Raw genomic sequence first — 18,984 nt, 5'->3', positions numbered from 1 at the left:
CAAGTGATTCAGGCGACGCCGGCAGCGGCCTTGCGAATGGCCGGCAGTATTTCCGACGGATCGGGGCGGCGGGTGTAATCAGGATTGACCTCTGCATAAACGATGGTGCCATCCGGTGCGATCACGTAGCGTCCAGGCATCGGCAGCGTCCAGCTCGGATCGCCATTAAATGCAGGCAGGTCGTTTTTCAATGACTTGTAGAGTTCGACCAAGTAGTCCGGCAATTCGAAGCGCAGGCCGAACGCGGCTGCCGTATCATTGTGCGGATCCGACAGAATTGGATACGTCAGCGCGCTCTGACGCAACGCCTTGCGGCTGTTGGCGGCAATCTGCGGTGAGATCGCCACCACGCCAGCCCCCGCTGCATGGATGTCCGGCAATGCGGCTTGCAGCGCCTGCAATTCCAGATTGCAGTACGGGCACCAGACACCACGGTAGAAGGTCACCACCAGCGTTCCACGGCGCAGCAGGTCGATGGACGAAACCGGCTTGCCATCCGGGTCGTTGAGGGTGAAGGCCGGCGCGTGGTCGCCTGCCTTCAGTGCTTTCTGGGCAGCACCGGAAGCAGTCAGTTCGGCGGTGGCACGGTTCATGGTTTCGATGACAGTAGGCGGCACGTTATAGGGTGGTTTGCCAGCTTGGAAGTCGGCCTTGAAGGCGTCGAGCTTGTCTTGCAGTGACATGGTGAAGTCCTTGGTAAGCATGGAAATGAGAAAGCATGCCGTCCGCGAAGCGGACAACCTGCCGCGCAGATCAGGCGGGCGGGGTCATCGAGCGCGCCACTTCGGCAGCGCTGATGCCCTCCAAGGCCAGACCGTAGCCGGCGCCTTCGTCGATGATGCGGCGCAGCTTCTGGGTCAGGGCGATACGGGTGTAGCGACCAGTCAGCGGCGGCAGCTTCGCCAGTTCGCCGGCGATCTCGTGGGCACGCGGCAGCAGGCGATCGGCCGGCACCACTTCGTTGACTGCGCCCCATGCCTGGGCGGTCTGTGCATCAAGTTGCTGGCGGGTCAGGATGAAATATCGGCCGCGTACGCTGCCGATGACTTCTGGCCACAGCAGGTTCACGCCATCACCGGGCACGATGCCGAAATCGAAATGCGGCTTGTCCTGGAACACCGTTTCCGGCGTGGCCAGCACGATGTCGGCCAGCAGCGCGTATTCGGAGTGCAGTAGCACCGGGCCGTTGAGCGCAGCAATCAACGGCACTTCGATGTCAAGGAGATTCATCAGCACTTTCTTGCCTTCGCGATAGATCTTGTCGTAGCCGCGCGGGGTGAAGAAATCGAAGCCTTCGGCGCTGATCGCGTCCATGAAGGCGTCGCCCGTGCCGGTGAGGATCACCACGCGGTTGTCAGGGTCGCTGCCGACGTCATGGAACAGATCGACAAATTGCTCGTGTGTGTGTCCGTTGAACACGAGCTTGCCGCCGTCGGTGTGCAGGGCAATTTCGAGCACGCCGTCAGGCGTACGGCTCAGACGGGCGTTGGGATAGGCGTTGCGGTAGTCATCGAAACGGGACATGGTTTTTCCCTTGTTGCAAGTGATAGGTTTTTTTGGGATATCCAGCGCGCCAGGCTGTTGATCGAATTATGGTTGCCCCCTTGACGGAATGGCAGATATGATTCGGTGATAACATTTATTCCTACCAGGAATTACATGGATCGATTGCAGGCAATGATCGTCTTCGTGCGTGTGCTAGAAGCCGGTTCTTTTTCAGGCGCTGCCCGCGTGCTTGGCGTTGGGCAGCCGGCGGTGTCCAAAACCGTGGCTCAGCTGGAGCAGCGGCTGAACGTGAAGCTCTTGCTGCGCTCTACGCACGGGCTGACGCCGACCGAAGCGGGTTTACGCTTCTACGAACGGGCGCGCCTGGCGATACAAGAGGCGGACGAGGCCGAACTGGCCGCGCGGGGCGCTGGTGGGGGACTATCCGGTCGGCTGCGAATCTCGGCCGCCCCCACCTTCGCGCGCCTGCATGTCATTCCTCACTTGCCACAATTCCTTGAGGCACATCCCGGACTCGACGTGGACGTGGTGCTGGACGACCGGATGATTGACCTGATCGCTGAAGGGATCGACATCTCGTTGAGACTGGGAAAGCTGGCCGATACCGGCGCCGTGGCGCGTAAACTGGCCTCTTCGCGCTGCTCGGTGCTGGCGACTGCCGAATACTTGACGCAAAAGGGGAGACCGCAGGTTCCCGCCGATCTGGCCGACCACGAAACGATCGTCTACACCCAATTGGACAACGTGTGGAAGTTCCGTCGCGAGGGGACCGAGGTATCCGTTATGATCCATGGACGAGCACGCTTCAGCGCCGCTGAAGGTATCCGCGCCGCCGTGCTCGCTGATATGGGTCTAACCATTGCCTCGGACTGGATGTTCGCTCCTGAGCTGGCCAATAATCGTGTGCTCCGCCTGCTGGAGAGTTGGTCGCTGCCTGACACTGACCTATGGGCAGTGTTTCCCACGGGACGCCTTGCCACAGCCAAAGCACGTTTGTTCGCCAAGTTTGTGGAGAGCGTTATGAAAGAAAGCCATTGAGTTGACATTGATGCCTCCACAATGGCCTTTAATCTTAAATGCAGCTCCTGCTCTACAGGGAAGCTTGTAGCTAATGTCATGCCCTGCCCGGGATTCCAATCTGGCTTAAGATGCTTTTTTTCCGAATTCTGAGACGACATAGCCTCGGATCCAGTGCTCTATCCTAGGCAGCAAGCGGAGACCTTTGCCCGTATTGACTTCATTATCATGAACGAACCTACTAACGTCATAAATCATCTGCTCCCCTCCCCCCAACTCATTGATAATCCGGTTGAAAACTTTCTCCAGCAGCTCATAGGGCAGGTGCGCCCAGCGGGCGGTCATGAAGTCGATGGTCTCTACCGCGCGTAGTCGCCAGCCTTCCTCAGCGGCGTGACCGAGTACCTTCCCCAGGCCGAGGTCACGGTCGACTGGTTCCATATTGTGCAGACCTTCACCAAGCGGCTGGACGATGTACGCAAGAAAGAGCGCCGTGAGCAAGGACACCCCAAGTCGCTGCGCTGGGCACTACTGTGGACAACGAGAACCTGACACCCAAACAGCTAGCGGCGCTCCAGGCGTTAGCGGCTGATCAGAGCGCCACTGCCGATGCCTGGGTGATCAAGGAAAAGCTACGCTGGATCCAGAAGGCTCCGACACCTAGGGCGGCTCAATGGCGCATCACGCCGAGGGGCGGTTCAATTACCGTTACGCGCCGCCAATATAGAATAACTCCTTTGTCTTAACCTATCATCCGGCCTCCGACACCTGCTAACACTTATGTTCTAATTATTAGATATTTTTTTCCTAAAAACGATAATTAAGGAGATCAAGTCACTATGGTAAGGTCCTAAAAACACCTAATAGAGTCATAATAATGAACACATCTTTAACTAGAACCGTAACCCGCTTCCTCCTTGGTACAGCCTTTATTTCAACAGCCCTGACAGTTTCAGGCTACTCAACCTCTGTCGAGGCACAACAGACTGAACCATTACAGGAAGTGACGATAGCGCTGGGCAGTCAAGTGCTCAATGTCACTTACCCTTGGCTGATGATGCCAGTGGCACTCGGTTATTGGCGTGATGAAGGTTATGACGTCAATGTCGTGGGAATGCAGGGCTCGTTACAGGGCTTACAAATGATGGCTTCTGGCGTTGTTGATCTGGTTCAGTTCAACTCCTCAGTGTTGATTCAAGCCAATGCCGAAAACGGTATTCCAGCCCGAGGGATCATGGGCAATGGCGTGATCGACTGGGGGCTCGGTGTAAAGGAAGATGGCCCTATTCAAAGCATTATTGACTTGAAGGGAGGGCGCATCGGTATTGTCAGCTTAGCGACTGGCGGTGTCCCTATGCTAAAAGCGTTGTTGCGTCAGAATGGCATCGACCCTGATCGTGATGTGAACATTGTAGCTGTTGGAGCAGGAACTCAGGCCTTACAAGCCCTTCGTTCTGGGCAGGTACAAGGCCTAATGTTCTGGCAATCTGCGTTAACCTCTTTTGAAAATTCTGGCACTGATCTGCGGGTTTTTCGTGACCCCGCGTGGCATGAAATGCCGGATTTTACGCTCGGCACCTTGCAATCCACCATAGACCAGAACCCGGATATGGTAGAAGCCATTGTGCGAGGGGCCAACAAAGCCACCTTATTCGCCATGACTAACCCTGAATGTGTCCGTCAAATTCATTGGGAGCATTTCCCTAGCACTAAGCCCACCGGTGCCGACTCTGAAACTCTTGAGCAATGGGACTTGAACTTGCTCAATGCGCAGCTGGACTCGATGCGTAAGGCCCACGAACTGCATGGAGGCGAGCTATTAGGATATGTAGACCCAGCTGCATTCACTGGTATCCAAGAGTTTCTTTACGAACATGGAATGATTAGTAACACGGTAAGTACCAGTGAACTGGTCATTGATCAAGATGGCTTCTTTGAGGCGACTAATGACTTCGATCATGAAGCGATTATCGAGGCGGCCAGAAACTGTAACGTAAAGGGCTCTGCTCATTATGCTGATTGAAGAATTTTGCCGTCAGATGCCGAAAGCTGAATTGCACGTGCACCTAGAAGGCACTATAGAGCCAGACATGTTGCTAAGACTGGCAAACCGCAATGATATTGCTCTTCCATGGGAGAATGAACAGCAAGTACGGGAAGCTTACCATTTTACATGCCTACAGGACTTTCTTACTCTATTTTATAATGGGTGCCGCGTGCTCACAAGGGCAGATGATTTTTATGACATTACGCTCGCTTATTTAAAGCGGGCTAAAGATGACAATGTCATTCATGCAGAAATGTTTCTAAGCCCGCAATCCCATTTGGCCAATAGGGTAGGCTGGAATGAGATGCTTGACGGAACGTTGGCTGCGATGGCAGCAGCACAGCATGATTGGGGTATTACCAGTGGAGTGCTACTAGGTTTACAACGCCACCGTTCCGAACAGGAAGCCATTGATATACTTAGAGAAGCCATGCCCTGGCGCGACAAACTTTTAGGTATTGGTTTGGGAGGCGCTGAACAAGGGAATCCTCCCCGCAAGTTCGAGCGAGTGTTTCGCAAAGCAAAATCCTACGGCTTTTATCTTACAGCTCATGCAGGTGAAGAGGGGCCAGCTGAGTATGTACGTGAAAGTATTGAGCGCCTGGGTGTTGACCGTATTGATCATGGTAATGCTTGTTTAGATGATCCGGCTCTAGTTGCGCATCTCGTAGAAAGCGGTATAGCGCTTACTGTTTGCCCACTATCAAATCTGCGACTTAACGTGGAGAGCTCACTAAAAGAACATTCCTTAAATAAGATGCTGAAAAAAGACTTAAAAGTAACAATTAACTCAGACGATCCAGCCTACTTCAACGGCTATATCAATGACAATCTAGTAGCATGCCAGCAAGCGCTTTCATTAACCGAGCAGCAGTGCTTGATGTTAGGAAGGAATAGTATCGAAGCGGCTTTTTTAGATACTAACCAAAAAAACCAATATTTTGGCGTTATCGATAAGTTCGCAGCTCATACGGCAGTTACTCCATGATACCAGGCAACGCCATGCGCTACTTTTCAGTGTCGGCTCAGTGTGGCTCATTCCGGGCCGCATCTGAACAGCTGCATGTAGCGACGTCTGCTATTAGCCGGCAAATAAAACTCTTGGAGGACGAACTTGGGGAACCATTATTCGAGCGTAGTGCTGGCCGCAAGCAGCTTCGACTAACTGCAGCGGGAGAGCTCCTTATGAACTACATTCGTAACGATGAAAGTGAAATGAGGCGCATGCGCTCAGATATTGATGCACTTAAAGGCATGCGTAGAGGTAAAATAAATTTTGGTGTGCCTGAGTCTTTTGTAAGGGATTTTCTGCCAGAGACATTGGCAGCTTTTCAGCAGCAATATCCTAACATCACCTATAACATTCAGGTGTCAGGCACCCCAAAACTACTAGAAATGCTTGCGCGCGATGAACTTGATTTTGCTTTGAGCTTCAATCCTCAGCCAATAAGCGACATCAAGCATATCTATGAAATGCTTTTACCCACCTGTGTATTAGCCCATGTAACCCACCCTCTTGCTAGTAAGAAAAGCGTTAGATTATCTGATTGTGCAGAGTACGATATTGCTTTGCCCGATAGCAGTGTTAGTGCAAAAGTTGTCTATGACCAGATGTTTTCAGACTCAAGAATCGAGCCACGTACCAATCTCACTAGTAATTCTTATGAGCTATTGCGCAGTATGGCAATACAGGGTTTATCTATTGCAATCGTCAACAGCCATATCTCTCATTCATCAAGTTCTAAAACCCAATATCGTTATATCCCATTCGATGACCCACGAGTAAAACCTCAGCGCTTGACTTGCTGTATTCGGCGAGGGAGAAACTTGTCTGTAACAGCATTGACATTGATTGAATTTTTCAAAAAATCTCTTTTTCAGCTGGAGAATAACAAGTGAGTGCATTTACAACTAACGGCATCGACACTAAAGTAAAAAACGCATCAGCATTTTGCTTTCAAGATATTAATAAAAATTACCAAAGCCGAGATGGTTTGAACGTATCAGCCTTAAGCAATATAAACTTTGAAGTTTTTAAGAAAGAGTTTGTTACTGTTGTTGGGCCCAGTGGCTGTGGTAAAAGTACTCTCCTCAAAATTTTAGCGGGCATAGTTAATGCTTCGAGTGGCCGAATCGAAATCAATGGCATGCCTCAAAAGGGCCCTAGCTCTGAGATAGGGGTCGTGTTCCAAAACCCTGTACTACTTCCTTGGCGCACTATACTGAATAACGTCCTAATTCCTGCTGAGATTCAAAAGCGTGACATAAAAGAGTCACGAAAAAAAGCTTACGAATTACTCGACATGGTGGGTTTGAAAGGATTTGAAACCAAATATCCAAAAGAGTTATCAGGAGGGATGCAACAGCGAGTTGGCATTGCACGTGCGTTAATCAACGACCCCTCCATTCTACTAATGGATGAACCGTTTGGTGCCTTAGATGCCATGACACGTGAGCTCATGAATATGGAGCTTTTACGCCTTAAAAAGCGTATTGGCGCCACAATAATGTTAGTAACACATAGTATTCCAGAAGCAATTTTTCTTGGTGATAGAGTCATTATTATGTCACCAAGACCAGGTTGTGTGGAAGAGATAATGGACATAGATTTACCCTATGAGAAAGAGCTTTCTATTATTAATTCTGAACATTTTGGAGTCTATGACCGCCACATAAGAAATGCTTTTAACTCTAAGGCTGGATTGGATTAACATGAAAAAAATGACTTTTAACAAACGCGACTTTATGCTAAGAGCGAGCTTTTTCATCTTTGTTATTGCTATTTGGCATTTCACTGTGAAAATGTTCGATATTTCTTCTTTAGTCTTTCCAGCTCCAGCAGGTGTTATAGCCGCACTGTACAAAGGAATAGTCAGTGGTGAATACCTACTACATACCGGCGTAACACTCTATGAAACATTAATGGGATTTGCTATAGGTGCAATAATTGCATTAATACTTGGGGGATTGATTGGGCAAATAAGAATACTGGAAAAGATACTTTATCCTTATATCGTAGCCTTCCAAGCTATGCCAAAAGTGGCGATTGCACCTCTGTTTGTTGCTTGGTTTGGATTTGGTGTCACTTCTAAAATTATTATTACAGCCACAATTGTCTTCTTCCCTATTCTAGCGAACACCATTGTTGGACTGCGTTCAGCGCCTCGTGAACAAATTGAAATGATGACGGCATTCACTGCCTCGCCTTGGCAGATGTTTCAAATGGTACGCTTCCCACATGCCCTTCCTTATATTTTTGCCGGCTTGGATATAGGGATCGTACTGGCCATTATCGGAGCGATAGTGGGTGAGTTCGTAGGCGCCCAAGCTGGCTTGGGGTACCTGATCCTTCAGCGTAACTTTTCGATGGATATAACCGGTGTATTCGCCATTCTCATTGTCCTTTCTGCAATAGGAATTGGGCTCCATACCATAATGAAAATTATCGCTAAACGAACTATTTACTGGTCCGAAACCAGTGAAGACCTTCGTCAGCAATAAAAAAGTCATTTCGACAACTCTGAGAGGTGAAAAATGTTAGAAGCTCCGCGTAAGGCAAGTAGTAATGAAGTCCCCATACTTAATCTATCGGCATGGCTAGATGGGGGCAGTCCAACCCAACTAATAACAGAGCTGAAAAATGCGTGCATGAAAACAGGCTTCTTCTATGTATCAGGCCACGGTGTGCCACAGCACGTAATTGACGATATATTCGACGCCACACGCCGGTACTTCGACTTACCGCATGATGTGCGTATGAACGATCTGATAGATGAGCGCTTCCGGCGTGGGTTTATGCCTTATGGCATCAATCAGCATGCAGGCTTTAAACCTGATCTCAAAGAAAGCTATGAGTTCGGTGTTGATCTACCGTTAGATGATCCTGATGTGCAGGCAGGGCGTCCTCTACACGGACCTAATCGGTGGCCTGAGCACGCCCCTTGGTTACAAGCAGCGGCAGAAACGTACCTGAAGCACACAATACGCCTTGGAAAAGACCTGTTACGCCTCTTCGCCCTAGCCCTTGACCAAGATGAGGATTTCTTCCTCCAATGGAGCCAAAAACCCATGGCTCAGTCGAGGCTGTTTCACTATCCAAAACAGGATGTCGTTGATGAAAAAGAGCTAGGGGTCGCACCTCACACTGATTACGGCATGGTGACGATTCTGACCCAGGATCCTATCGGAGGATTGGAAGTATGTAAGCGCGATGGGGAATGGATTTCAGCACCCTTCGTGCCCAATACCTTTGTAATCAATCTAGGTGACATGTTCAGGGTCTGGACAAATGATCTCTTTGTTTCTACCCCCCATCGCGTGGTGAATCGCACTGGAAAAGAACGCTATTCGATTCCGACATTCTTTAATTTAGACTACGACACGCCTGTAACTTGCCTTCCTAATTGCCAATCAGACGATAACCCTCCCCGTCATAAGCCGATTAAGTCTGGTGACTACTTGTTGAAGCGCTTTCGTGAAGTACAGAAATACAAAGGATGAAGTAGCCATCATCAAAACTTAGCGTCCAAGGATCTCTATGATCTACGACGTTTTGTAAGCGGCTCTCTACTCTTTCACATACTTACCGGCTGGTAAGGGTGAAAGGGCCATCCTGCGACGAGACATTAATCGTGTGAGGCCTCGCCAGAGAATGACTATGTCTGGCGGGGTATCGTGTTAGCGTAAGCGCGCCATAAACCTTTCAATTACCCACCGGCAGGATAAAAATCAGCTTGTTGCGAATAGACCCCAGCGCGATCTGCTTCACAATCGACAGCTCACGCTCCGCTGTCACCCCCTGCAAATATTGTAGTGTCACTGCCGTGTCATCCACCACCACACCGGCCGCCTTCGACGTCGCACGCCCAGCAGCGGCACTCACATCGTCCAGTGATGCTGCGGTCAACTTCCGCCAATGCGGCAATGTCATCCAGTAACCCTATCAAGCCGCCTATGGCCATGGATGCTTCCTCCGTGAATAACGTCTGTTGCCCCTTTGAGCCACTATACCTAGCGGTTAATCAAAATAGGGCTCCAATACACACTCAATCCAAGCCATGAAAGCCCGGACGCGTTGGGAAAGGTTACGCCGATGCGCGACGACGAGCGATGCCGCCAGCGGTTCGGGGCGTAGATCGGGCAGAATCTCCACTAGATCGCCGCTTTTAATGTGGTGCGCCAGGGCCAAATAACCTGCCTGGATCAGTCCAATCCCCGCCAGGCCCGCAGCATGATAGGTCTGCACGTTATTCACTTGCATCGCCCCTGGCAGTGCAAGTGATGCATAGCCATCACCCTCCGGATATTCCCAGCCAGCAAGTCGGGCGCCGAGTGTTGGCGTGTAGTGCACCATCTGGTGCCCCTGGATGAGTAGGTCGTCGAGTGTTTGCGGTATCCCGTGCTTTACCAGATAGCCTGGGCTCGCCGCGTTCATCATTCGCAACTTGCCCAGCGAGCGGGCGATCAGCCTGTCGTCAATGATTGGCCCGATACGGATGACGCAATCAAACCCTTCTTGGACGAGATCGACCCGGCGATCTGTGCTGGACAGTTCAAGCTCCAACTCAGGGTTCACATTGAGCAGTTGGGGCAGAGCTGGGATCACGACTTTCTCTGCCAACTCAGTCGGCATATCTACGCGCAATCGCCCCCTTAGAGGTGCGCCGCTGTTCGCGAACATGGACTGCACGTCCTGAGCTTCGGCCAGCAGATCACGTGCGCGTTCATAGAAAGCACGTCCGTCTTCGGTCAATTGCACGCTGCGTGTCGTTCTGTGTAGGAGGGCCGCGCCCATCTCTCGCTCAAGCCCACGAATCACCGTCGACACCCGTCCCTTCTGGATTCCCAGGCTTTCAGCCGCACGCGTGAAACTCAACATTTCCGCAACGCGGGCAAAAATCAAAAGTGCCTGAAGATTGGGCATTGTTCACCAGATAGATAACAGAGTGTTCAGATTGGGATAGTTTATAGCGTGTTTGTACTCAGTAGAGTATCCCATGTAGTCCATCACTCCACCACATGTAGGGAACTCTCATGAACTCAGAAACCACCCCTGTCCGAACGGTCATCGTTTATCACTCAGGCTTCGGCCACACCACGCGCATGGCGGCGGCAGTCGCCGAAGGCGCAGACACCGGTGCTGTATTAATAGCAATCGACTCCGAGGGCAATATTTCCGACGCTGCCTGGCAATCCCTCGCTGACGCAGATGCGATCGTCTTTGGCTCGCCTACTTACATGGGCGGCCCTAGCTGGCAGTTTAAGAAATTCGCGGACGCCTCCTCCAAGCCATGGTTCGAAGGCACATGGCAAAACAAGATCTTCGGCGGCTTCACCAACAGCGCGAGCATGAACGGTGACAAACTCAACACGCTCGAGTATTTCTTCCTGCTTTCTGGGCAGCACGCCGGGATATGGGTTGGCTTGGATATCAAACCGGCGAACGTCAAGGCGTCAAAACGCGACGACCTGAATCGTATGGGCTCCTACATCGCACCCATGGCGCAAACGCCTGCCGATGCGTCTCCGGAAGAGATGTCTCTAGGGGATCTGGAGACGGCACGTCTGTATGGCGTACGCGTCGCATTGATTGCCGGGCAGTTCCGATCCGGAAAGTCTCAGCCCATCTGACCTCCATTCGTGCCGACGATGTCGGCCCGGCGCCATGCTGATGTTTGAACCAGCGAATCTGAAGGAGGAGCCATGAAATACAACCGACTTGGCCGTACGGGCCTGTATGTATCCGAGCTGTGCCTCGGCACGATGACACTGGGAGGGAATGCTGACGCGGGCATGTGGGCTGCCATCGGGGCGGCAGATCAGGCTGAAACCAACCGTTTGATCGCCCCGCCGATTCAGATCATATTATGAGTCGATGATGGTTTATATTCGGCTCATGAGCTAATCAGAGGGGCTTGTTAGGACGCTTGCCTTTCTTAACACACCTATAATTCATATTTGTTACTTTTGAATATAGGAAGCACATCATGGCAACGACCAGCCTTAGCCTGGCTTTATTCTCCACCAAACTATTGAACTGTTGGCTACGCGGTCAGCAACTCCATTTCCTCGCGGCTACGAACCGGATGGCGGATCGCCTCTTTGGCTATATTCACTTCTAATGCTACTTTCGCAATATCCAGCACGCCAACATCAATTTGGTAGCCCCCTCGGGTCATCAACCAGTCAAGCACCTCCGCCAGGTGCCAGATTGAGGCACTGCCTTCGTGAACCGGCACAGGAAACGTCGCTCGGTGGGTGAGCATCAACTTTCGCATTGCCTGTCGGGATACGCCCACAACATCTGCTACATCCGTCAGGCCAACAAGATCCGGCGAGGCCTCGATCAGCCGCGCGGAAGGGATCGCTTTTTTTACGTCAACCAGGGCAGTGCGAACCGCTTCCGCGGCGCTGCCCGCTTCACGAGAGAATTCCAGCGCCAAGCGGCCCGGCTGCCCCACGCCCACCAGAGCATCGTCGCAACCGGCAGCGCCCAAACGCTCCACTAGCGCATCCAGGTCGGAGTCACTATCAGCCAGTTGGTATTTCAGCGTAAAAACATATTCCATTCTTCAATCCTCCGGCTCCGCTTCGTCTCGACGCTTGTGGGTCGAGCACTTGTCCACCACTCTCCGAATTGCCCGGGCGTGGCTGCCGGGATTTTTCGGTGTACTCCACACGCTCGCGATACAAAACTCACCGCAGCGGCATTCATCATCATTATAGGGACAGTAAATCTTGCCCCAGGCGTGACTACCGCCGACTTCAACTCTCCAGCCCTCCGCTTCCGCATGTTTGAGGGCAGTTTCGATCTCTTTTTTCGGATGTGATGGACGAGTCATTATTTGCCTCTGAGTATGAAGCCCCCCTCAATGGTTGTCAATTGACAACCATTGAGGCAGCAGTTCATATGCTTGCCGCGTTCATCTAAATAGATAGACCCAAGTGTCTCTTTTAATTCCCTAATAAAAATTTAAGAAAGAGTATCAGTAGGTGCAACACTTAACCTGACGCTGGGGGCTTTCATGGTATGGGGATGCCTGCCATCCTCAGCAACCAAATACAGAAAGGGCAGTCATTTGGACTGCCCTTTCGTTTTATGTGTGAAGCGGGAATACGTAAATGAAAGCAGGTCAGCGCTTACCTTCAGTGCGCAGTTTAACCACTTCATCTAGCGCCAAGCCGATCGCTTCAGCAATTTGCTCATCACTCAGCACCTCACGCAGCCAGCCCAATAACGCTTCGCTGCCTGCGCGTTGAGGCGCGCCTTGGCATGTGTATAGGGCGATGGCATCGTGCTGGGGCGATGGGTATCCGGAATCAGTGAACCACTACATAAAGCAATTTAGTGTCGTAAGGTTGGCGCGGATCCTTGTGTCAACCAACTACTCGCCAACCAATGAAATTGGCTGGGCAAAAAGTTATTATCCAGCTAAATAATTTTTCTACCGAGTTCATGCACTTTTATATCCTCTCACTGGACACGCTATGCATAATCTATGGATTCCCGTCGTCGCCATTTTAGCCGTTGCTGGCCTGGTATTCGGCAGCCAGGCCTATTCCGAGGCCCAGCGTGATGCCCACATCGCCGCGACTATATCGGAACGCCTCAACAGTCAAACACCCGCTGAAATCTCGCACCTGAAGCAAGTCAACAAGGGCTATGGAGTGTGCGGCGACTATGCACTTTCACGCGCCGAGTCCGGCCACTTCTACTACAACAGCGCCACCAAGCACCTAGCGTTGGGCACCGATGCCCCGCTGTATCACGACAATTGCGAGGGCGTCTCTGACTGACCCCTTGGAACCTATAGTTCTCAACAGGCAGCCCTAGCCCACCACCACGGAGTAACGAGTGCTGCGCCCACCGCCGGGTAGCTTGGAAAGGCAGCCTTTTTCCAGCAGCTCAGCCAAATCCCGCGTGGCTGTGGCTTTACTCACTTTGGCCAACGATTGGTACTTACGCGCGTTGATGCCCTGCTCAAACTCCTCCCCTGCTGCATCCAATAAGCGGTTCAGCACCTTGATTTGCCGTTCATTCAGTACGGTGGTGACATGTCGCTGCCAGAAGGTGGCTTTCATTAACACACGGTCGATTCTTAACAGCGCCTGCTCAAGCGCCTCTTTCAGCGTGTCCAGAAACCACAACAACCACGGCGTAATATCGAGGCTGCCCTTCTGAGCACTTTCGAGGTGATCGTAGTAAGCATTGCGGCGCGACATAATGGCCGCGCTCAAGGAATAGAAGCGCACGGATTGCCGCTCTGCTTGCGCCAGCGCACGGTCTGTCACCGCGCGGGTAACGCGCCCATTACCATCATCAAAGGGGTGCAAGGTAATCAACCATAGATGGGTTATGCCAGCGCGAACCAGCCCATCAAGCCCCTGAGGCGGCTGGTTGAACCAAGTAATAAAGGCATCCAGCTCAGCCTCCAACTGCCCACGGGGCGGAGCTTCAAAATGAACGGTAGGCCGATCAAGCCGCCCCGACACCACTTGCATGGAGTGATCGCCACGCAGCTCGCCTACACGTACATTGCCAAGCACGCCGGGGCCTTGCACAAAAAGCATGGATTGCCAGAGGCACAACTGTTCCTGAGAAAGCGGCTCATCCAATTGATGCGTGGATTGCAGCAATAGCTCGACCAGCGCTTCAGATTCAGGTGTTGTTCTGGCGGAGACACCGGCCTGCTCCAAACCCAACTGGCGAGCAACGGAAGACCTCACTGAGCCAACGTCCAGGCGCTCACCTTCGATTTCGCTGGTACGAATAGCGTTCTGGATCAGTGCATCCATCTCCACTTCCAGATCGGCCTGACCGTGGACAGCCTCAGTTTTACCCAACACCCTGCCCTGCAGTAACCGCACGGCATCCAGCGTAGGCCGAAGAACGGCTTCATCCCACTCAAAATGCGGCCAGTTGCGCTGTTCCCAGATATACATGAGCCGATCAATCCGCCTATTCAGATCATATTATGAGCCGATTATGGTTTATATTCGGCTCATAGGCTAGTCAGAGGACTTTTAAGGGTAATAAGAGTGGGATAAGCAGTAGAAATACTCAGCAGACCGAACAAGTTAAGACTCTTGTCTTTTTTGTCAGCCCCGCCTATATTCATATTTGTTACTTTTGAATATAGGAAGAAAATCATGGCTACGACCAGCCTTAGCCTAGGGGAGCACTGGGAAGTCTTTATCAGAAACGAAGTCTCTAGCGGTCGCTACGGCTCCGCTAGTGAGGTTGTGCGGGATGCGTTGCGCGCCATGGAGGAACGCAAAAGCAAATTAGAGGCGCTACGTACTCATCTAGCCCAAGGCGCCGAGCAAGCTAGAGCCGGTGAATTCGTGGACGATTTCTCAATGGATTCATTAATCAACGATTTAGATAGAGAGACGTAATGCCTACGTTTCATATCACACCAAGGGCAAGAGACGATTTAAAAGATATTGGCCGTTATACAGAGTGGCAATGGGGCAAGAGCCAACGGAATACTTATCTAAAGAATTTTGAAAAACGGTTTCACTGGCTGGCAGAAAATCCCCGACTGGGGAAGTATCGCTCTGACATCAGCGAAGGTTATTACAGCTACCCCCAGGGCCAGCACGTTATCTTTTACCTGATTGGCCAAGGGTGCATTGAGATAATCGGCATTCCTCATAAAGAGATGGATATCGTCTCTTATTTTTTGCCTGATTAACTACCTTTAGGGATCGGGCAAGACACCCCAGCGATGTTACTTCTATAATGGAAGCTATCGATCTGCTCTAGGAGCGTTGTAATGAATCGTAATATCCCAACGGATAAAGTCATCGTTTCCCGCGAGCGCATTTTGCGCGCAGTGGCCAGCTCAAGCGCGATTGAAACAGGCGAGCGCGGCAGTGATAGAGGAACGTCTCAAATCTTGTCCGCGCCGTTTTGCTAAATTAACCTTGGAAATTTGAGGCTACCCGCTGCTTATGTACTTCTACTCATTGCGTCTCCAAACCATCTCGAACCAAGCGTTCAAGGATGCCATGAGAGAAAAGTAAATAAGATAGAGCTAGATCGCAATAAAGATGTGCTTAGAGTTAATGGTACATTTAAAGTATTATAGCTTCTTAGCTAAACATTAACTGAAAGCAATTATTTATCACAGCCTCATTTTTATTAAGAACAATAAACCCCTAACAGAAAATAGTGAACAAGCATAAAAAGGTAAAATAACATATGGTTATCACAATAGCGTTTGATGTAAAAAACTATATTGAAGTCTCCGAAAGCTGGCCGATAAAAATTGGCAACACATCTTTTCACTTGGATCGAAAAGATAATATTGTTAATAAGGTCTGCATTTCGTACCAAAAAGTTGAAATTGAAAAAGCGCCAAAACTTTTAAAGCCAGTTGAACCTAGAAAACCCCCTACACTAACAATCAATGACGGCGGCTATGCCATTTTAGCTATCAAGCAAATAACTAATTGGCAAACTGTCATAAGTGGACTTCAAATATTTGATTTAGATTTTGACAACTACGAAATACAATTTCACGCGGAAAACCCAGATGAGCAAGAACATATTCATATCAATTCTTTTCGCCGCACACAAAAGGATGCGCTCAACTCAGCATGTGATTTTGAACAAATAGGTCGAGCATTTTGTGTTAGTTCAATAGAAAAATCACGTATCGAGTCCTCGTCACATTTCCGCGAAGGTCGTATAGCTTATGAAGCAGGACGCTATGTAGATTCGTACAACAATATGTTCCTATTTCTGGAAACTCGTTATTGCGACGGAAAAACAAAAACTGCACAGCAGGTTGAACTTCTAACTAAAAACAACACATTCATTGAAGCCTTAAAGCAATCGATATCAAATATCCAACCTAACAATGTTTCGCAATCGAAACATTTAGAAGGCTTATTTAACAAGAACATTTCCATTGAAGAGAAGATAAAAATTCTAGTTCTTTTGCGAGGAAAGCTACGTCATCACTCCCTAAAAAATCCCCAACGCTGGGATCCTAACAAACAAAATGAATATGAAGAGGCAGCAGAATTTCTTGGCTCAATTGTGGGGCATATAGTTATTTTGGAGTCTTTAGATGATATTTATGCTCCTGAAACTCTTAACAAATTTCGAGATTTATCTATCAGTTCGGGTTATCAGACCAATATCAAAGTAATGACTAACCGCTTGGAAAAAGAGCCATCTTTAGCTCTCAACATAAGCTATCCAACAACGGTTATTTCTAGCCAACTCTGCCTTACTACTCTCCGAAGAACGCTCACTGAATGTGAAAGGCACGGTCAGTTAACTGACACTGTCAATATCGAAGCCATTCAAAGTAATACAGAGCTAGAAGTATTCGCTATTGAATTTGGAATCTGGGCCTATACATCATTGCGGAGCATTGAAACAGACATTATAGAAAACGCTATTTTCTGTCGCTTTGAGCACTTACAATCTGGGATTATAGTTAAGCATGAGTTTTCTCTACCTGTCAAAGATAAAAAAATTAGCATCATTAATGCTTGGAATTTACTGACACTATGTCTAGACTGGATAGAGAAGAAAGATCCTACAACGCGAATTCTAAGTTTAAAGCTATATTTTAATGAAAGAAAAACCCCCGTTTTAAGCTATAGAACGGGGCCGCAAGTAACTAAATAGTCACAATAAATATCAATTAATTAGAAATTATAGTATTCAAGACCACTCCTAAAAAAACTAGTCGGCACCTTGATGGGGTCTAGCCCATCTCATCTATTTCCCGACGAAATAGCCAGCCTGGATAGCTCAATTATGCGGTCACGCTGGAGCGCTAACTTACCTAAACCCTGTAGCGAAATAGTAAACAATAAGAGACACACAGGGCACCGTAGTGTCAGATACAATATATAGAAAATAATTTAGAGGGTGATCACTTTGAAAGTAAGAGAATTGATGGGGCAGACCGCTAAGCTCTACTACCTTAACAACATTAATATAATCATGGGTCGAAACGGCTCAGGAAAGAGCCGCTTCCTACGTGACATTGAGGATAGAGTTAACCAAGATAAAAACCATTTTTACGTTCGCTATGTCAGTCCGGAACGGGCTGGGTCATTTAAGCGTAATGGGAGCGTTTTCACAAATATGAATGACGACCCCGAATGGTTACGGAGTACAAGGGCTGTTAACCAAGCCGACAACTTCAAAGCCGCTTCGGCAATGCTGTTCCGCGAAGCTGAGACAATTTACTTGCGTCGACTCGCCAACACGCCGGAAATTCGGAATGATCCAAAACGCAATTTTCACACAGACCGGCTGAGCAAAGTAAACCAACTCCTCACTAATATCTCACTTGAAATAGGTCAAGCCGATTTTGAGTTTCGCTCACTTACCAATGGCCAAATAATCTCCCCTGATAAAATTAGCAGCGGCGAATCAGAAGCTGTAGCGCTGGCCGCTGAGATTCTATACTTTTTCGATACAATAGACCCTGCGAAGTTCAACGTACTCCTACTTGACGAGCCGGACGTGCATCTCCACCCTGACCTTCAAGCACGTCTTGGCAAGCTAATTATTGCTATGCTTGACGAGTTCAAGGACTACGAAGATAGTATCGCTGTATGTCTCTCCACACACAGCTCTCCGCTAGTCTGCTCTCTAGCTGCCTCACCATATGTGTCTATCGGTACCAAAAGCTTCTCGGTAGATACGGTCAAACTTAAGCTGGCAAGTACCGAGCTTCGTAAGATTGCTCCGTTCTTTGGGCACCCTCTCTCGCTTTCGCTTAGCGATGACGCAGCATTGATACTCGAAGGAGAGGATGATGAACGCGTCTGGCAGCAAGCAGCTCGAACATCGCAGGGCCAGATCAACGTCTTTCCGGTACTAGCCGGTAGCGTCGACCAGCAGGGCGAACTAGAAACTTTCTGCATCAACTTGCTCCGCACACTCTACGACAACCCGATCGCATTTTCCCTTCGCGACGGCGACGGTATTGTTAACCAGCCTCTCGAACATCGCTTTCCTCTCGAACGCTACCGCCTGCAATGCTACGCAATCGAAAATGCTCTTCTGACTGATTCATGTCTTGCTGTGATGGATACGACTTGGGAGGGCTTAGTCACTGCAGCAACAAAATGGGCAAAAGACAACCCGTCACACAGCGACATTACTTTGATTGAAGAACTATTCAGATCGGTCGACCGCCTACGACACAAGAAGATCAAAAAGATCCGTCAGCTAATCTGTGCAATCGTCGGATGCAAAAAACCCTGGGAGGTCGTGGTTGGGCAGGCAATCGGAGCACTTACAGAAAAAGATCTTGAAAATTCAAACATGCTGATCGACTTCCTTGGCTCAGATATGGTAAGCAACATCATATTAAGGGACGCTACTAATAAATAAGTCTCTGTGGGATACCATGAAGGCACCTAGTTGATAATCA

23 protein-coding genes and 2 pseudogenes are annotated in these 18,984 nt (G+C 49.7%); 18 read left to right on the top strand and 7 right to left on the bottom strand.

Annotated elements, in window-relative coordinates:
• Positions 1-8 precede the first annotated feature (8 nt).
• Together HZS80_RS16615 and HZS80_RS16610 are read right to left on the bottom strand one after the other, a co-directional pair.
• Positions 9-683, bottom strand: coding sequence for a peroxiredoxin-like family protein (locus HZS80_RS16615; protein WP_035563750.1), 675 nt, complete (start codon positions 681-683; stop codon positions 9-11).
• Positions 684-753: 70 nt separating this feature from the next.
• A complete protein-coding gene (locus tag HZS80_RS16610; protein WP_141439888.1) occupies positions 754-1,524 on the bottom strand; it encodes an enoyl-CoA hydratase/isomerase family protein in 771 nt (256 codons plus the stop codon).
• A gap of 135 nt (positions 1,525-1,659) precedes the next feature.
• On the opposite strand from HZS80_RS16610, the gene HZS80_RS16605 reads away from it, so the two are divergent.
• On the top strand, positions 1,660-2,544 hold the full coding sequence (locus tag HZS80_RS16605; protein WP_141439889.1) for a LysR family transcriptional regulator: 885 nt from the start codon (positions 1,660-1,662) through the stop codon (positions 2,542-2,544).
• 219 nt (positions 2,545-2,763) lie between these two features.
• On the opposite strand, the pseudogene HZS80_RS23595 reads toward HZS80_RS16605, so the two are convergent.
• Positions 2,764-2,928: pseudogene (locus HZS80_RS23595) on the bottom strand (GMP synthase (glutamine-hydrolyzing)); the annotation flags it as partial.
• Here HZS80_RS23595 and HZS80_RS23870 point away from each other — a divergent pair.
• From HZS80_RS23870 to HZS80_RS16560, 9 genes and pseudogenes are all read left to right on the top strand, one after another.
• The gene (locus tag HZS80_RS23870) at positions 2,917-3,075 is read left to right on the top strand and encodes a transposase (protein WP_082072633.1); all 159 of its coding nucleotides are present in this window, start codon (positions 2,917-2,919) and stop codon (positions 3,073-3,075) included. The pseudogene HZS80_RS23595 and the gene HZS80_RS23870 sit on opposite strands and share 12 nt — an antisense overlap.
• Positions 3,057-3,269 (top strand): transposase, encoded by a 213-nt coding sequence (locus HZS80_RS24170; RefSeq protein WP_179916707.1) that lies wholly within the window; start codon positions 3,057-3,059, stop codon positions 3,267-3,269. Before HZS80_RS23870 ends, HZS80_RS24170 begins: the two co-directional genes overlap by 19 nt.
• 131 nt (positions 3,270-3,400) lie before the next feature.
• The gene (locus HZS80_RS16585) at positions 3,401-4,546 is read left to right on the top strand and encodes an ABC transporter substrate-binding protein (RefSeq protein WP_179916706.1); all 1,146 of its coding nucleotides are present in this window, start codon (positions 3,401-3,403) and stop codon (positions 4,544-4,546) included.
• Entirely contained in the window at positions 4,536-5,558 is a 1,023-nt protein-coding gene (locus HZS80_RS16580; RefSeq protein WP_179916705.1) for an adenosine deaminase, read from the top strand. Before HZS80_RS16585 ends, HZS80_RS16580 begins: the two co-directional genes overlap by 11 nt.
• A pseudogene (locus tag HZS80_RS24165) lies at positions 5,555-5,737 on the top strand (LysR family transcriptional regulator); the annotation flags it as partial. The gene HZS80_RS16580 and the pseudogene HZS80_RS24165, both read left to right, overlap by 4 nt.
• Before the next feature lie 18 nt (positions 5,738-5,755).
• Positions 5,756-6,469 carry a substrate-binding domain-containing protein gene (locus tag HZS80_RS16575; RefSeq protein WP_246362162.1) on the top strand — a complete coding sequence of 238 codons (714 nt, stop codon included), beginning with the start codon at positions 5,756-5,758 and terminating at the stop codon, positions 6,467-6,469.
• On the top strand, positions 6,466-7,281 hold the full coding sequence (locus HZS80_RS16570; RefSeq protein ID WP_218927749.1) for an ABC transporter ATP-binding protein: 816 nt from the start codon (positions 6,466-6,468) through the stop codon (positions 7,279-7,281). Before HZS80_RS16575 ends, HZS80_RS16570 begins: the two co-directional genes overlap by 4 nt.
• A 1-nt stretch (position 7,282) precedes the next feature.
• A complete protein-coding gene (locus HZS80_RS16565; protein WP_179916703.1) occupies positions 7,283-8,071 on the top strand; it encodes an ABC transporter permease in 789 nt (262 codons plus the stop codon).
• 33 nt (positions 8,072-8,104) lie between these two features.
• Complete coding sequence (locus HZS80_RS16560) at positions 8,105-9,070, top strand: isopenicillin N synthase family dioxygenase (protein ID WP_179916702.1); 966 nt, start codon at positions 8,105-8,107, stop codon at positions 9,068-9,070.
• A gap of 202 nt (positions 9,071-9,272) precedes the next feature.
• Here the strand turns inward: HZS80_RS16560 and HZS80_RS16555 are convergent, their stop codons facing one another.
• Both HZS80_RS16555 and HZS80_RS16550 read right to left on the bottom strand, forming a co-directional pair.
• Entirely contained in the window at positions 9,273-9,500 is a 228-nt protein-coding gene (locus HZS80_RS16555; RefSeq protein WP_246362160.1) for a DUF808 family protein, read from the bottom strand.
• Between the two features lie 87 nt (positions 9,501-9,587).
• Complete coding sequence (locus HZS80_RS16550; protein WP_179916701.1) at positions 9,588-10,493, bottom strand: LysR family transcriptional regulator; 906 nt, start codon at positions 10,491-10,493, stop codon at positions 9,588-9,590.
• 110 nt (positions 10,494-10,603) lie between these two features.
• On the opposite strand from HZS80_RS16550, the gene HZS80_RS16545 reads away from it, so the two are divergent.
• On the top strand, positions 10,604-11,200 hold the full coding sequence (locus tag HZS80_RS16545; RefSeq protein WP_179916700.1) for a flavodoxin family protein: 597 nt from the start codon (positions 10,604-10,606) through the stop codon (positions 11,198-11,200).
• A gap of 72 nt (positions 11,201-11,272) precedes the next feature.
• Positions 11,273-11,440, top strand: a complete 168-nt coding sequence (locus HZS80_RS16540) for a hypothetical protein (RefSeq protein WP_218927748.1) — start codon at positions 11,273-11,275, stop codon at positions 11,438-11,440.
• Positions 11,441-11,613: 173 nt separating this feature from the next.
• On the opposite strand, the gene HZS80_RS16535 is transcribed toward HZS80_RS16540, so the two are convergent.
• A complete protein-coding gene (locus HZS80_RS16535; RefSeq protein ID WP_179916699.1) occupies positions 11,614-12,138 on the bottom strand; it encodes a helix-turn-helix transcriptional regulator in 525 nt (174 codons plus the stop codon).
• 919 nt (positions 12,139-13,057) lie between these two features.
• Between HZS80_RS16535 and HZS80_RS16530 the strand changes: the two genes are divergently transcribed.
• The gene (locus HZS80_RS16530; protein WP_179916698.1) at positions 13,058-13,366 is read left to right on the top strand and encodes a hypothetical protein; all 309 of its coding nucleotides are present in this window, start codon (positions 13,058-13,060) and stop codon (positions 13,364-13,366) included.
• A gap of 33 nt (positions 13,367-13,399) precedes the next feature.
• Here HZS80_RS16530 and HZS80_RS16525 read toward each other — a convergent pair whose 3' ends face one another.
• A complete protein-coding gene (locus HZS80_RS16525) occupies positions 13,400-14,512 on the bottom strand; it encodes a Fic family protein (protein WP_179916697.1) in 1,113 nt (370 codons plus the stop codon).
• A 207-nt stretch (positions 14,513-14,719) separates the two neighbouring features.
• On the opposite strand from HZS80_RS16525, the gene HZS80_RS16520 reads away from it, so the two are divergent.
• From HZS80_RS16520 to HZS80_RS16500, 5 genes are all read left to right on the top strand, one after another.
• Complete coding sequence (locus HZS80_RS16520; RefSeq protein ID WP_179916696.1) at positions 14,720-14,968, top strand: type II toxin-antitoxin system ParD family antitoxin; 249 nt, start codon at positions 14,720-14,722, stop codon at positions 14,966-14,968.
• Entirely contained in the window at positions 14,968-15,267 is a 300-nt protein-coding gene (locus HZS80_RS16515) for a type II toxin-antitoxin system RelE/ParE family toxin (protein ID WP_179916695.1), read from the top strand. Before HZS80_RS16520 ends, HZS80_RS16515 begins: the two co-directional genes overlap by 1 nt.
• Positions 15,268-15,348: 81 nt before the next feature.
• The gene (locus HZS80_RS16510; protein ID WP_179916694.1) at positions 15,349-15,492 is read left to right on the top strand and encodes a hypothetical protein; all 144 of its coding nucleotides are present in this window, start codon (positions 15,349-15,351) and stop codon (positions 15,490-15,492) included.
• Between the two features lie 284 nt (positions 15,493-15,776).
• Positions 15,777-17,219, top strand: a complete 1,443-nt coding sequence (locus tag HZS80_RS16505) for a hypothetical protein (RefSeq protein WP_179916693.1) — start codon at positions 15,777-15,779, stop codon at positions 17,217-17,219.
• A 255-nt stretch (positions 17,220-17,474) separates the two neighbouring features.
• Complete coding sequence (locus HZS80_RS16500; RefSeq protein WP_179916692.1) at positions 17,475-18,944, top strand: AAA family ATPase; 1,470 nt, start codon at positions 17,475-17,477, stop codon at positions 18,942-18,944.
• Positions 18,945-18,984 lie beyond the last annotated feature (40 nt).

The organism is Vreelandella glaciei, assembly GCF_013415125.1.
Lineage (GTDB): Bacteria > Pseudomonadota > Gammaproteobacteria > Pseudomonadales > Halomonadaceae > Vreelandella > Vreelandella glaciei.
Note: the sequence above shows the minus strand (reverse complement) of the source record. Positions and strands in the feature narration are given on the sequence as shown.